This is a genomic window from Microcoleus sp. Pol10D4 (genome assembly GCF_036701555.1).
Lineage (GTDB): Bacteria > Cyanobacteriota > Cyanobacteriia > Cyanobacteriales > Microcoleaceae > Microcoleus.
Genome location: NZ_JAUBRA010000016.1, coordinates 33,394 through 46,885 on the forward strand (window position 1 = coordinate 33,394; position 13,492 = coordinate 46,885).

16 protein-coding genes and 1 tRNA gene are annotated in these 13,492 nt (G+C 44.8%); 12 read left to right on the forward strand and 5 right to left on the reverse strand.

Annotation, left to right across the window (positions count from 1 at the left end):
- Positions 1-47 precede the first annotated feature (47 nt).
- Positions 48-121: transfer RNA gene (locus QUA36_RS11030), tRNA-Arg, on the reverse strand.
- A gap of 78 nt (positions 122-199) precedes the next feature.
- Here QUA36_RS11030 and moaC point away from each other — a divergent pair.
- From moaC to QUA36_RS11045, 3 genes are all read left to right on the forward strand, one after another.
- On the forward strand, positions 200-721 hold the full coding sequence (moaC, locus tag QUA36_RS11035) for a cyclic pyranopterin monophosphate synthase MoaC (protein ID WP_333457374.1): 522 nt from the start codon (positions 200-202) through the stop codon (positions 719-721).
- Between the two features lie 88 nt (positions 722-809).
- Entirely contained in the window at positions 810-1,067 is a 258-nt protein-coding gene (locus QUA36_RS11040) for a 2TM domain-containing protein (RefSeq protein WP_333163836.1), read from the forward strand.
- A 65-nt stretch (positions 1,068-1,132) separates the two neighbouring features.
- Entirely contained in the window at positions 1,133-1,435 is a 303-nt protein-coding gene (locus QUA36_RS11045; RefSeq protein ID WP_333452204.1) for a DUF3181 family protein, read from the forward strand.
- Positions 1,436-1,513: 78 nt separating this feature from the next.
- On the opposite strand, the gene murJ is transcribed toward QUA36_RS11045, so the two are convergent.
- On the reverse strand, positions 1,514-3,127 hold the full coding sequence (gene murJ / locus QUA36_RS11050; RefSeq protein ID WP_333163840.1) for a murein biosynthesis integral membrane protein MurJ: 1,614 nt from the start codon (positions 3,125-3,127) through the stop codon (positions 1,514-1,516).
- A gap of 407 nt (positions 3,128-3,534) precedes the next feature.
- Here murJ and sfsA point away from each other — a divergent pair, with 407 nt between their 5' ends.
- Entirely contained in the window at positions 3,535-4,257 is a 723-nt protein-coding gene (sfsA, locus tag QUA36_RS11055; protein ID WP_333163842.1) for a DNA/RNA nuclease SfsA, read from the forward strand.
- Positions 4,258-4,373: 116 nt separating this feature from the next.
- Here the strand turns inward: sfsA and QUA36_RS11060 are convergent, their stop codons facing one another.
- Entirely contained in the window at positions 4,374-4,961 is a 588-nt protein-coding gene (locus tag QUA36_RS11060; protein ID WP_333163844.1) for a Uma2 family endonuclease, read from the reverse strand.
- A 101-nt stretch (positions 4,962-5,062) separates the two neighbouring features.
- Between QUA36_RS11060 and QUA36_RS11065 the strand changes: the two genes are divergently transcribed.
- The 5 genes from QUA36_RS11065 to QUA36_RS11085 all read left to right on the forward strand — a co-directional run bounded on the left by QUA36_RS11065 (position 5,063) and on the right by QUA36_RS11085 (position 9,742).
- A complete protein-coding gene (locus QUA36_RS11065; protein ID WP_333163846.1) occupies positions 5,063-6,385 on the forward strand; it encodes a 3-isopropylmalate dehydratase large subunit in 1,323 nt (440 codons plus the stop codon).
- A 34-nt stretch (positions 6,386-6,419) separates the two neighbouring features.
- Positions 6,420-7,328, forward strand: coding sequence for a hypothetical protein (locus QUA36_RS11070; RefSeq protein ID WP_333457376.1), 909 nt, complete (start codon positions 6,420-6,422; stop codon positions 7,326-7,328).
- A complete protein-coding gene (locus tag QUA36_RS11075; protein ID WP_333457378.1) occupies positions 7,325-8,089 on the forward strand; it encodes an HIRAN domain-containing protein in 765 nt (254 codons plus the stop codon). The genes QUA36_RS11070 and QUA36_RS11075 overlap by 4 nt, the downstream gene beginning before the upstream one ends.
- 337 nt (positions 8,090-8,426) lie before the next feature.
- Positions 8,427-9,125, forward strand: coding sequence for an aquaporin Z (gene aqpZ / locus QUA36_RS11080; RefSeq protein WP_333457380.1), 699 nt, complete (start codon positions 8,427-8,429; stop codon positions 9,123-9,125).
- Positions 9,126-9,253: 128 nt separating this feature from the next.
- Positions 9,254-9,742 carry a gluconokinase gene (locus QUA36_RS11085; RefSeq protein WP_333457382.1) on the forward strand — a complete coding sequence of 163 codons (489 nt, stop codon included), beginning with the start codon at positions 9,254-9,256 and terminating at the stop codon, positions 9,740-9,742.
- A 325-nt stretch (positions 9,743-10,067) separates the two neighbouring features.
- On the opposite strand, the gene QUA36_RS11090 is transcribed toward QUA36_RS11085, so the two are convergent.
- Together QUA36_RS11090 and QUA36_RS11095 are read right to left on the reverse strand one after the other, a co-directional pair.
- The gene (locus tag QUA36_RS11090; protein ID WP_333457384.1) at positions 10,068-11,045 is read right to left on the reverse strand and encodes a carbohydrate kinase; all 978 of its coding nucleotides are present in this window, start codon (positions 11,043-11,045) and stop codon (positions 10,068-10,070) included.
- 185 nt (positions 11,046-11,230) lie between these two features.
- Positions 11,231-11,428 carry a hypothetical protein gene (locus QUA36_RS11095; protein ID WP_333163862.1) on the reverse strand — a complete coding sequence of 66 codons (198 nt, stop codon included), beginning with the start codon at positions 11,426-11,428 and terminating at the stop codon, positions 11,231-11,233.
- 60 nt (positions 11,429-11,488) lie between these two features.
- On the opposite strand from QUA36_RS11095, the gene QUA36_RS11100 reads away from it, so the two are divergent.
- The 3 genes from QUA36_RS11100 (at position 11,489) to hisS (ending at position 13,478) form a co-directional block, all read left to right on the forward strand.
- Positions 11,489-11,764: a photosynthetic electron transport-dependent transcriptional regulator PedR gene (locus QUA36_RS11100; protein ID WP_006633901.1), complete on the forward strand. Its 276-nt coding sequence runs from the start codon at positions 11,489-11,491 to the stop codon at positions 11,762-11,764.
- A 34-nt stretch (positions 11,765-11,798) separates the two neighbouring features.
- On the forward strand, positions 11,799-12,080 hold the full coding sequence (locus QUA36_RS11105; protein ID WP_333163930.1) for a hypothetical protein: 282 nt from the start codon (positions 11,799-11,801) through the stop codon (positions 12,078-12,080).
- Between the two features lie 123 nt (positions 12,081-12,203).
- Positions 12,204-13,478, forward strand: coding sequence for a histidine--tRNA ligase (gene hisS / locus QUA36_RS11110; RefSeq protein ID WP_333163864.1), 1,275 nt, complete (start codon positions 12,204-12,206; stop codon positions 13,476-13,478).
- Positions 13,479-13,492: the final 14 nt, after the last annotated feature.

Sequence of the window (13,492 nt, forward strand, 5' to 3'; positions counted from 1 at the left end):
AACTCTAAACTCAGAACTCAGAACTCACAGCTTATAACGTTTTTAAATGGGCTTGGAGGGATTCGAACCCCCGACCTCATGGTTCGTAGCCATGCACTCTATCCAACTAAGCTACAAGCCCCTGTTGAGTTAAGATTTAATTTAAAATTGATTAAGTTCTTTTCTCACAGAATCTAACAGTAACACCATTACCAAAATAATGCAAGACCTTTCGCAAACTTTTTCTAAATTGCCCGATGTGGCACAGCTAACTCATCTCAACAACAGCGGGGAAGCCCAAATGGTGGACGTTTCGGCGAAGGTGCAGACTGTGCGACAAGCTGTGGCTGCAGGCCGGGTGCGGATGTTGCCGGAGACTTTTGCGGCGATTGAAGCGGGGAATGCGCCGAAAGGTGATGTGTTGGGCACTGCAAGGCTGGCTGGAATTATGGCGGCGAAACAGACGGCGCATTTGATTCCTCTGTGTCACCCTCTGCCGCTGAGTAGCGTGGAGGTGCAGGTGATGTCGGATGCTGGGTTGCCGGGGTATCAAATTCGGGCGACGGTGAAAATTAAGGCGGAAACAGGGGTGGAAATGGAGGCGCTGACGGCGGTTTCGGTGGCGGCGCTGACTTTGTATGATATGGCGAAAGGATTGGAAAAGTCGATCGCCATTGAGTCAATTCGACTGGTGAGCAAAAGCGGCGGCAAGTCAGGCGACTATGAAAATTTAGAGGCCTAAATTTTCTGCCTTGAGAGGGATGTAGAATTCAAAAAGCTGCACTTAAGATTAAAATAGGCAGAGAACTACTAACATCAAGTGAAAAACTATGCCTCCTCGTTGGCCCCGCAAACCCGATCGCAATGATCCAGAGTACCGCCGCTTAGATGACCGGATGAATTTTGCTATCCACGTCGGTCTTTTTTCTGCTACCAATTCTGGTTTGTGGTTTGTTCACAATTTGCAAAAGGCTGATTGGCCTTGGGCAATTTCGGTAACGGGTGGATGGGCTCTAGTAGTTTTTGCCCACGCGATTTACCATTTTGCGATCGCCGATTATTCGCCCCTCACCAAAGATTCTGGGTGAAGGCAGTTGTCGGCGATTGGTTAAGTCTTTTGATTGATAACCAATAACTTTCGGCTTTTTTTGATATGGCTAATACTACACAGGCGATCGAATCCTTAGCAGCCGAAATCGGCGAAAATGTCTACATTGATATTGCCAAATGGCATTTGTATCTCAATGATGCTCACCTGCATACAGTTGTTGCTGAACAACTTTACCCCATGCTGGAAGATGGGAAGTTTGATGCTGACAAAGTGGGACAAGTTTTGCAAGGAATTTCAGTCAAGTTGGGCGGCGGCAAGCGGGAAGTGCCACTGGCAGATTTAATTCCGATGCAGTGTCAAGTTCAATTGATGGATGTTCTTGAGGAATTTCAGCGGAAAATGTAAAGTAAAGGGCGGGTTTTGTACGCAGATTGTGGGCGTTGTGTCTGGTATTTCGCCCTTAACCCGCCCCGACAATTTTATTTATTTGCGAAAACGCGCCCGAATGCGATCGACAAACATATTAACTTCCGGCAATTTCATCTGACTGACAAACAGGGCAAAAACCCCTAACCCTACAAAACTTGCCACACTCAACTGCACTAATTGAATTACCAAACCTTCAGTACCCAAAACTCTTTGACAGCCTTGCAGAGTAGCCAACGTCACGAAAGCGGTTAAACAACTGCCAGAAGTTAACCCCAGGAAAGGTAAACTCCACTCCCCCCAAGGCAGGCCACCCAGCTTTTTATCTAATAAGTACAAAAGCATAATCATCGAAATAAGATTCACTCCCACCGTCGCCAAAACTAATCCGGGCGCGCCAAAAGCTCCAACTAACAAATAATCTAGCAGTCCGTTCAAAAAGATATTGATAATACTGATGCGGAAAGGCGTTTCCCCGTCTCCCAAAGCGTAAAATACCCGTACCAAAACGTCGCGTCCCAAATACACAAACATTCCAATACTGTAAGCCATCAATATCGGCGTGACAAACAGCGAGGCCTCCCGATCAAAAGCATAGCGTTCGTAAACCACGCGGACGATCGGCCCGGCAAGTGTTACCATTAAAGCGCTCAGAGGCAGCATCGTAAGGGCAGTCAAAATTAAAGATTGACGAATTCGAGCTTTTAATTCCGGCCAATCTCTCGGATCGGTGAGGCGAGAAAAGATGGGTAGAAATGGCACTAAAATTACATTAGAAATAATGCCTAAAGGCGTCATAACTAACAAGCCACTGTAACCTAACGCAGAGGCAGCTTGAGGGATGTAGGATGCGAAAAAGAGGTCAGTATAGACATTAATTTGCAGCATTCCTGATGATAAGGTCGCAGGAACCATCACCTTAATTACTTCTTGCACTCCCGGCCGTTTAAAATTAAACCGCAAACGCAATGTTCCCAAGCCGGCGCGCCACTGCGCCACCAGTTGCACCAGCCACTGCAAAACTGCGCCCGCTAAAGTTCCCCAAGCTAACACTAAGCCGCCAATTAGTGCGTATTCTGGTTGAATAATTTTGTCTCCGAGTTGCAGTGCGAGAATCCCTAAACCGCCGACAAGTGCAACGCTAGAAAATAAAGGACTAATCGAAGGCAACCAGTACATATCGGCAGCGTTGAGAGTGCCGAAACCAATGCCGATTAAGCCTGAAAGTAACGCCATCGGCGCCATAATCCGAAATTGCTGGACGGCGATTGCTTTGATTTGTAAACCTTCTGTTGTCCTATTTAATCCCGGTGCCACCAAATCGATCGCCGGATCTGCAAAAATAATTAAAGCGACTGTTACCAACAGCAATATGCCCCCGACTAAGGTGGTGATAGTCTCGACTAAGGGTGCTGCTTCTTTTTTATCCCGGCGAGCTAAAACACTGACTATGGCGCTGTGAAATGGCCCGTTAATCCCTCCCAGCAAAATAAATAAGAAACCAGGGATGACGTAGGCGTAGTTGTAGGCATCGACGGCGACACCGACTCCAAAGGCTGCGGCGATCGCAATTTGGCGCACCAATCCAAAGACTTTGCTAATTAGAGTGGCGACTGCGACAATGCCGGCAATCCCTGCGAGGGAACGAGAGGGCTTCTGTAATTGGGACACAAATGGTTACAAACGCTAGTGCTAAAAGGATTCACTTATTTTAATCGCGAATCGGGAGAATCATATCATGAACTGATAAAACTTCTAGGGGGAATTGCGTTTATACCAATTTTATCGATATTACTGACTTGCGGCAATTCAATAATCGATCGGGACTATTCGTCCTAACTACCAACCGCCGTTTCGTGCTATGATGCTTCAATCTAAAATCTACAATCTACAATCTACAATCTACAAATGATGAAACAAATGAGTTGAAAAAAGCATATAAATAACATATAGTTGATAACTGATGACTGATTGTATGAGTTCCAAAACTTATTTCAAAAGTTCGGAGCCAGGTATTCTGTTATAGCTAAAATCTAAAACCTAAAATCTAAAATCTAAAATCTAAAATCTAAAATCGAATGACTGGTTTAATTTACCAATATCCTCCTCTTTTACCCGGAATTCTCATCAAACGTTACAAGCGATTTTTTGCAGAAATCGAACTAGATTCGGGAGAAATAATCACCGCGCACTGTCCGAATACTGGCCCGATGACTGGTGTTTATATTCCGGGCAATCCAGTGCTAGTATCTCCAAGCGACAATCCTAAACGCAAGTTAGCTTATACTTGGGAATTAATTAAAGTTTGCGACACTGTGCCAACTTGGGTGGGAGTTAATACTGGGCTGCCAAATCGAGTAGTTAAGTTAGCTTTAGAATTAGGTTTGTTTCCTGAGTTGGGCAATTACAGTTTAATTCAACCGGAGGTTGTTTACGGCACTGATAAAAAAAGTAGAGTAGATTTTTGGCTAACTGGTGAGGAAAAACCGATTTTTCTGGAAGTGAAAAATACAACTTGGGTAAAACAGCAGTTGGCTCTATTTCCCGATACAGTGACGGAGAGGGGACAGAAACATTTGAGAGAATTGATAGAAGTGGTGCGGCAGGGTTCGAGGGCTGTAATGCTGTATTTTATTAATCGTGGGGATTGTACTGATTTTGCTCCGGGGGATAGTGCCGATCGCATTTACGGAGAATTGTTCAGACAGGCGATGGGTGAAGGTGTAGAGATTTTGCCTTGCCGGTTTGACGTGACGCCGGAAGGTGTGCGCTATTTGGGATTGGCAAAGCTTGATGTTTGAGGACACGATCGTCTTGTATTATTAAATTTTTTTCACCCACAATTAAAACCCGATCGCCATCAACAACCGGGCATGGTAAAACTATCATTTAACCAAGAGCGATCGCCTCTTATCGTTCAGTCGGTAAATAATGGAAATTCCAGCACAAATCCAGGTAAAACATCTTCTCCAGAAAGTTGTGTTGGTAAAGAGCGAACCTCTTTTGTTTGTCCCTGTCGATAAATTTCTACCTGCTGATTCTGTGGATTAAACAACCAACCCAACCGCACCCCACTTTGCAGGTATTCCAGCATTTTATCTTGTAAGGTTTGCAGATTATCCGATCGCGAGCGCAGTTCAATCACAAAATCCGGCGCGATGGGGGGAAATTTCTGTCGTTGTTCTGGAGTCAGTGCTTCCCAGCGAGACAATTCCACCCACGCTACATCAGGAGAACGAGATCCTCCACCGGGCAATTTGAATAACGTGGAAGAACTAAACACCTTACCTAGTTGGGTTTGGCGATTCCAAATATAAACTTCACCGCCGAGATCCATCTCGCGACTACCGCTATCGCCGCCAACTGGAGACATCACAATTAACCTTCCTTCAGCATCGCGCTCGATGGTCAATTCAGGATTACTGAGACAGAGTTGATAAAACTGCTCATCGGTAAATTGAACGCGATCGAGATTAACTTTTAGGGGTAACGTCAGCAAGGTCATCGTCATTACTCCCGATCTTTGAGACCTGATAATTTCTATTTTAAGATAATGTTTCGCTTACAATACACTTGTAGCATCTAATAAAAAAGAGCGATCGAACTATGGGAATGACCCTGACCGAAAAAATCTTAGCTAAAGCATCAGGCCGCACTAAAGTTGAGCCCGGAGAAAATATCTGGGTAGAAACAGACGTGTTGATGACCCACGATGTCTGCGGGCCCGGCACCATCGGCGTTTTCAAACGCGAATTCGGTGAGAATGCTAAAGTCTGGAACCCCGACAAAATCGTCCTAATTCCCGACCACTACATTTTCACCAACGACGAACGCGCTAACCGCAACGTCGATATTCTCCGTGATTTTGCCAAAGAACAAGGGATAAAATACTTTTACGACATCACGGATCGATCGGACTTCAAAGCAAATCCCGACTACAAAGGAGTTTGCCACATCGCGCTAGCACAAGAAGGCCACACCCGGCCCGGCGAAGTGCTGTTCGGCACCGATTCCCACACCTGCAATGCCGGCGCTTTCGGACAATTTGCCACCGGTATCGGCAATACAGACGCAGCTTTTATCATGGGAACCGGCAAACTGTTAATCAAAGTTCCGGCAACCATGCGCTTTGTGTTCAACGGCGAACTGCCGGATTATTTGTTAGCAAAAGACCTAATTTTGCAGATTATTGGTGATATTAGCGTTGCTGGTGCTAACTACCGGACGATGGAATTTGCTGGCGATACAGTTGAGCGTTTGACGATGGAAGAACGGATGACGCTGTGCAATATGGTGATTGAAGCTGGCGGTAAAAACGGTACGGTTGCGCCCGACAAAACTACGTTTGATTACGTTACTTCGCGGACTGACAAACCCTTCGATTCATTTTACAGCGATGGGGATGCTAGATTTTATAGCGATCGCACCTACGATGTCAGCAAATTAGAACCAGTTGTCGCCAAACCGCACTCTCCCGACAACCGCGACTTAGCCCGCAACTGTCGCGATGTCAAGATCGATCGAGTTTACATCGGTTCCTGCACCGGCGGCAAAACCTCCGACTTTCTGAATGCCGCCCGCATTCTCAAAGGAAATCAAGTCAAAGTTCCGACTTATTTAGTACCAGCAACTCAGAAAGTTTACGAAGATTTGTTTGTCACCAAATACGAAGGTCAAACCCTTTCGGAAATCTTCTTAGCGGCTGGTTGCATCGAACCCGCAGCGCCTTCTTGCGCCGCTTGTTTGGGCGGCCCGAAAGATACTTTTGGGCGGATGAATGAACCCGAAATTTGTGTATCTACAACTAACCGCAATTTTCCCGGTCGGATGGGGAATAAAGAAGCGCAAGTTTATCTAGCTTCGCCTTATACGGCCGCCGCTTCGGCGCTGACTGGGCACGTCACAGATCCGCGCGAATTCCTGTGTTAGATAGTTGCTTTTAGCATTCTTTAAGGTTGACACAATGGCTGATGAGTTTCCGGTTATTGTTGTTCCAGAATCTGATTACGATCTATCTGAAGAAGAACAAATGGGAACTAAGAATAAATTCTGGTTCCATCACTCAGAATTTGGTCGCTGCTTGTACAAACAGTCTCGACCGAATACAGGTGAAGATTGGGCAGAAAAAATTGCAGCCGAGTTGTGCAAATTGCTCGGACTGCCCCATGCTCAATATGAACTGGCAACTTGGAGAAGTCAACGCGGAACTGTCTCACCATCATTTTTGCCCGATGGTGGCAGTTTCATTCCTGGGAATCAAGTTTTGTCTGCGAACGCACGGCACAAAGTTGATATTGTGTTGAATGCGATCGCAGACAATTCTGTTAATTTGCCCCTCCATTGGGTTCCGCCAGTCGGGATAGAAACAGCAATAGAAACTTTTATCGGATATTTGCTATTAGATGCCTGGATTGGCAATACAGACCGTCACTCAGAAAATTGGGGTGTATTAGATAAACCAGAAAGTGATCCTACTTTAAATATCGCCAGATATCTAGCACCAACTCACGACCATGCCTCTAGTTTGGGAGTGCGGATATCTGATGAACAACGGCAAAAGAGACTGATTACAAAAGATACTGGCTATTCTGTCCAAGCTTATGCTAAAAGATGCTGTTCTCAGTTATATGCTAGCGATAATAGACCAAAGCGTCTCAAGACTTTTGAGGCATTCTGGGAAGCAGCGCTATACTATCCCCAAGCAGCCCAAGTTTGGCTAAATTGCCTTGCGAGGATTTCATCTAATGATACGCTAGCCATTTTTAACCGGATACCGCGCCATCGCATTTCACAAATTACCATTGACTTTTCTCAACAAATACTTAATTTTAACAGAGAAAGGCTACTTGAATTGACAGGAGATTTGCTTTGAAAACACTATTTTTGGCTTGGCAAGACCCGGTCAGCCGTTCTTGGTTTCCGATTGGTCGATTGACATTTAACGGTAAAGAATACCAGTTCAATTATACAAATGGTGTTCTAAAAGCTCTACTTGAGTGCTGGTTTAAACCCTTGCCATCTTTCCCTGATTTCAGTAAGGTTTACACTTCACAGAAACTGTTTCCCTTGTTTTCCAATCGAGTGCGGCCGCGATCGCGCCCTGACTACCCTGAATTTGTACAGTGGTTGAATATCCCTCAACACGAAGATGACCCAATTGCTTTATTGGCCCGCAGCGGAGGGAAACGGGTAACTGATAATTTTGAGGTATTCCCCTGTCCCGAACCGGATGAAAATGGACGTTACCGCATCCATTTTTTTGCACATGGACTGCGACACCTTCCCAAGCCGGCAATTGAACGGATTAATGGGCTTCAAGTGGGCGAACTTTTGTATTTAGCCCACGAATTTCAAAATCGGCACGATTCCTCTGCTTTGCTTCTGTGTACTGAAGATCACTGGATTGTAGGCTATTGTCCGCGCTATCTTTGCGGGGATATTTTGAAAATTATCTCGCAGGATCGAGAATTAGTTCGCGTAGAAGTCGATCGCCTCAATCAACCCCCAACGCCGCTACAGTTTCGCTTGCTGTGCAAGATTACTGCCGATTGCCAGCAAGACTTTCGCCCCTTCAAAGGCCCGATGTACCAGCCGGTTAGCAGTGATGTTTTAGCTGCAAGTGCGATCGGATAATCAGCAACAATAAGTAAAATTACGATGGCATAATTAGGGAAAAAGTCAAGTTAATTATTGTAAATTGAATATAGAAAATTGCACAATTTAAACCAATAATTAGCTAAGTGTTGACATTTTTTACATAGTAGAGTATGTTTGAGCTAATTTATCGATTCCCAATTTCGCGTTCTCAGTTAAACCCATACAATTTATGAAAATCATTAGAGCTATACGCTGCTAATAATTTTCATAAGTATTGTTGCGCTAAATGAAACAAATTCGAGTTCTATTTTTTATACTTAGAACTCGTATGGGTGCGAAATTGACCGATTAGAAACTTCCGCAAATTGTGAGTATGAACAAAAAAATAAAGATTGGGGTTGCTGAAGCTTTTGGTACTTTTGTGTTGGTATTAGGTGGATGTGGCAGTGCGGTCTTAGCTGGAGACAAAATCGGCTTTTTGGGAGTTTCGATCGCCTTTGGCCTGTCTCTCTTAATCATGGTTTATACGATCGGGCCTATCTCTGGATGCCACATTAATCCGGCGGTAAGCATCGGTTTAGTAGTTGCCAAACTGATCGATGGTGTTTTGCTTCCTTATTATATAGGCGGTCAGATTGTAGGGGGAATTCTAGGCGGTCTTGTTTTGTACATGATAGCATCAGGAAAACCAGGATTTGATGCTGCTGCGTCTGGATTTGCATCTAACGGTTTTGCAGAACATTCTCCCACTGGTTACGGACTTTTGGCAGCAGCTTTGACGGAAATTGTACTGACTGCTTTTCTGTTATTTACAATCATGGGTACTACCCATCCCAAATATCCCGTCGGTTTGGGCGGAATTCCCATCGGCTTGATGCTGGTGTTGATTCACTTAGTCGGAATTCCCATAACTAATACTTCAGTTAACCCAGCTAGAAGTATCGGTGTTGCACTTTTTCAAGGCGGATGGGCAATCCAACAGTTGTGGGCGTTTATTGTATTCCCAGTGATTGGTGGAATTATCGGCGTTTTGGCTTATAATCTCATTAAACCCACTATGGAAGAAATTTGAGCTAAAATCAGAAATAAACCGGGTTTATTGAGTTTTTTAGGGTGGTAGAATTCATCCGGCAACTTAAGAAACCCGGTTTGTCGATCGCACAACTTGATAAAATTGCAAGTATTCGGTAAATAGGTGCCATGATTACGATCGTGATGGGAGTCTCAGGTTCTGGGAAAACTACTGTTGGCAAGTTGCTGGCGCAATCTCTCAACTGGGATTTCAGCGATGCCGACGATTTTCACCCATCAGCTAATATCGATAAAATGAGTCGGGGCATTCCTTTAGAAGATGTGGATCGCCTTCCTTGGCTATTACAATTGCAAGGTACAATAGACAGGTGGCTGTTGGAAAATAAAAATGTGGTTTTGGCTTGTTCTGCTTTAAAAACATCTTACCGCGAAATGCTCTACCGAGACCAAAAGCGCATGAAGATAGTTTATCTAAAATGTTCTTTTCAGTTATTAGCCACAAGGTTAAAAACTCGCGAAAATCACTACATGAAAGCAGACTTGCTGTTAAGTCAGTTAGACAGTCTCGAAGAACCTGAAGATGCAATTATCATAGATGCTTCGCAGCCGTTAGAGTTAATCTTGCGCCAAATTAAAAATCATCTGATGTGCGGTTAATTGCCCACAATAAAACCTCTAATACCAAATCTGGCTTAAATACCCCTTGATTTCTTAGTTTCTCTCAGCTAGGAGGATAGTTTGTATAGGAATCCTCACATCATTTGTGAATTTATTACGGACTCTCTGCAGGTTCGGGGAAGGTTGGGGTGGGGTAAAAAATTTACGACTCCTGCAAGGATTGATATATAGTATGGATTTCAAACAGCCGGATTGATGTTTTTTAAGGCGGATTTAGTATAAGAGTTATTTTTTTTTCTGATTAACCGAGTTTCTGAACCAAAATTAGCCCCCTCTCCGTTTCCAGACTGATAGGTTTGCGGCCCTAATTTTTGTACAAATATAAGAAAGCTTCTACTTCAGCCCCAGTAGGTTGAGATCTAATTGCCCCGGGTTTCATCGCTGTCATTGCACCTACCGCACTGGCATAAGTTACAATTGTTTGGGCTATTTTGGGATCGGCTAAATTCTTAATTCCCTGCTTGCACAACTGTCGCACAAAACCAGCCAGAAATGCGTCGCCTGCACCTGTTGTATCCTCAACATCTACTGTAAATGCGGGGATTTTTCCTTCATTTTCCGAGATACAATAGGCGCAACCTTTCTCGCCTGCTGTCACCAAAACGCCTTCTACAGAATCGAGACGGTAGGTAATAGCTCCAGCATCGGTAGTGTCAAACAACCATTCGGCTTCTTCCTCAGATAACTTGACAAAATCAACTTTTTTTAAGATTTTTCTAATGCGCGCTTTTGCTTCGTCTGGATTTGGCCAAAACACGGGACGCCAATTGATGTCAAGTATAATTTTAACGTCGTACTGTTCTGCTAGTTCGATCGCTCGGACGATCGCCTCTCGACTTTCAGGATAAGCTAATTCTAAAGTGCCTAGCACTAAATATTCGGCATTTTCAAACAGCACTTCGGGTAGTTGTGCAGCGAGGAGGCGGGTGTCAGCAAAATCCGCAGTATCAAATTTGCCAAAACCGGCAAAAGATCGATCGCCCGCTTCATTCCGCAAGACATAAACTTGCCGCGTAGGCGCACTTGGATGTCGCTGCACTCCAGCGATATCAACCCCTACTTCTTGCAATACCTGCACTAGGGAATTCCCCAATTCATCCCCACCTACAGCACCGATAAATCCCGCCATCGTCCCCAATTTAACCAAAGCACAGGCAACATTAGCAGGAGCACCGCCGGGATATGCCGTCCAAGATTCTACCTCTTCGAGAGATACTCCTGGTTTGTCTGCTAAACAATCAAATAAGATTTCACCCAGACACAGAACGCGAGGATAAGTCATATCTATTTTAGATTTTAGATTTTAGATTTTAGACCAGCAGTAGACAGCTCAATAATTATTTTTAACCCATCCCAGAAAAATTGCAAGCTATTTTTTAATAGCTGCTCCTATAATATCAGACTTACTGATATTGGCAGTTACTCCCTAAAGGCTCAAATATAGTGCGGGGGTATCAGTTAGTTGTTTTACGCGCCAACATCTGCAGGTTGGGCCCGGATGTCAGATGGAGGTAGGTAAAGGCAGCATCCGCCACCCGACGCACAAGGAGTAGTGGCTGCCCGTCTTGCCTTGTGCGCGCTGGGTTTGCACTTGTGGCGATTCTGCAAGCGAGTTGGTGCTTCTGGCCTGAAAAAGTAGCACAGCAAATTTAATTTTCTCTTCATACTTGATCCCTCATCCTTTAGAATTGTAGATAGGTAAATATGCAGACATAGGAAAAATTTATGAGTGGGATTGTCTCTGGAACCCCTGTCACCCTGTCGGACAGAGAATTGCAAGTGGTAGAGTTAGTAGCGGCGGGATTGACTAATGAGAAAATCGCCGAAAAGTTAGAGATTAGCAAGCGTACAGTTGACAATCACATTAGCAATATCTTGAACAAGACGCGCGCTGACAATCGAGTTACGCTTGTACGCTGGGCGTTGCAGTGGGGAAAGGTATGTTTGGACAATATTAACTGTTGTCCTCTACCGCGGCCGATCGATAAAGAAGTATCTTAAGTAGGGGATCAGGTTGGGGACAGGCAAAGAAATGATGCAAACGGCACAAGAAAAACAACTCCGCTATCAAATTCAATGCCCTGGATTGCCACTGGCGGTGTATCGCGAAGTGGCGATCCATTTGCGTCAAGTTGAAGGGGTGGAAACCGGTTTAATTCCGCAGCAGTCGCAGCGGTTTGATTACTACGACAGCCAAGTTGGGGGTTTGTGGATACTGTATCCTGAAGGGTTCGATTTGACAGGTCGCGAGCGGGTCGATCGCATTTTGGCTTATTATGGCGATCGTTATGGAGCGTGGGAATTATTAAGTCATTAGTTATTGTTAGCTGTTAGCTGTTGACTGTTGACTGTTGACTGTTGACTGTTAACTAATAATTAATGACTAATTACTAATGACTAATGACTAATGACAACTGACAACTGACAACTGACTAACAAAATGAGTGCAATTAAAACTTTACCGGGAACGCGGGATATTTTGCCCGCTGAAATTCAATATTGGCAAAATATAGAAGAAGTCGCTAGAACCATTTTAAAAAAAGCGGCTTATCGAGAAATTCGGACGCCAATTTTTGAACAGACATCTTTATTTGAACGCGGCATCGGCGAAGCTACCGATGTTGTGGGCAAAGAAATGTACACTTTTAAGGATAAGGGCGATCGATCGACTACTTTGCGACCAGAAGGCACCGCCGGAGTAGTTCGAGCTTTTATTCAAAACAGTTTGTACGCGGTGGGAGACGTGCAGCGTCTGTGGTATGCGGGGCCGATGTTTCGCTACGAACGCGCGCAAGAGGGAAGACAGCGGCAGTTCAATCAAATTGGCGTGGAAGTCTTGGGGAGTGCGAATCCTCGTGCGGATGTCGAAGTAATTGCGATCGCCTGCGACATCCTGCAAGCGATCGGTTTAACCAATTTGCGCCTCGATATTAATTCCGTCGGAAATAAGCAAGACAGACAAAATTATCGGCAAGCATTAATAGATTATTTTACACCGCACAAAGACGAATTAGACGCCGATTCTCAAGACCGCTTGACTCGCAATCCGCTGCGGATATTGGACAGTAAAAATCAGCGCACTCAAGAAATTGTTAAGGGCGCGCCGAGTATTTTAGAATATTTGGGTGACGAATCGCGAGATCACTTCGATAAAGTGCAGCAAATGCTCACAAATTTAGGAATTAGCTATCAATTAAATCCCCGATTAGTGCGCGGTTTAGATTACTATACTTACACCGCCTTTGAAATCATTTCCGACGATTTGGGAGCGCAAGCAACAGTCTGTGGTGGTGGCCGCTACGACGGTTTAGTCAAGGAATTGGGCGGCCCAGATACGGCGGCAGTCGGTTGGGCAATGGGAATCGAAAGGTTGATTATCCTGTTGCAAAAGTTGCAACCTTTGCCCGCGCCGAAGTTAGATTTCTATTTGGTATCTAGGGGCGATAAAGCCGAACAGCAATCAATCTTGTTAGCGCAAAAATTGCGGGGTGCTGGGTTTAGTGTTGAGATAGATTTGAGCGGCAGTGCGTTCGGAAAACAGTTTAAAAGAGCCGACAGAAGCGGTGCTGTTGGGTGTTTGGTTTTGGGTGATGCGGAAGCTGAAAATGAGACGGTACAATTGAAGTGGTTGGCGAGTGGCGAACAAAGTGCGATCGCCCAATCTGAACTACTAGCAATGACAAACGAGCTACAGCAGAAAATTAACAACCCTTAGAACTCTCGGTTTTA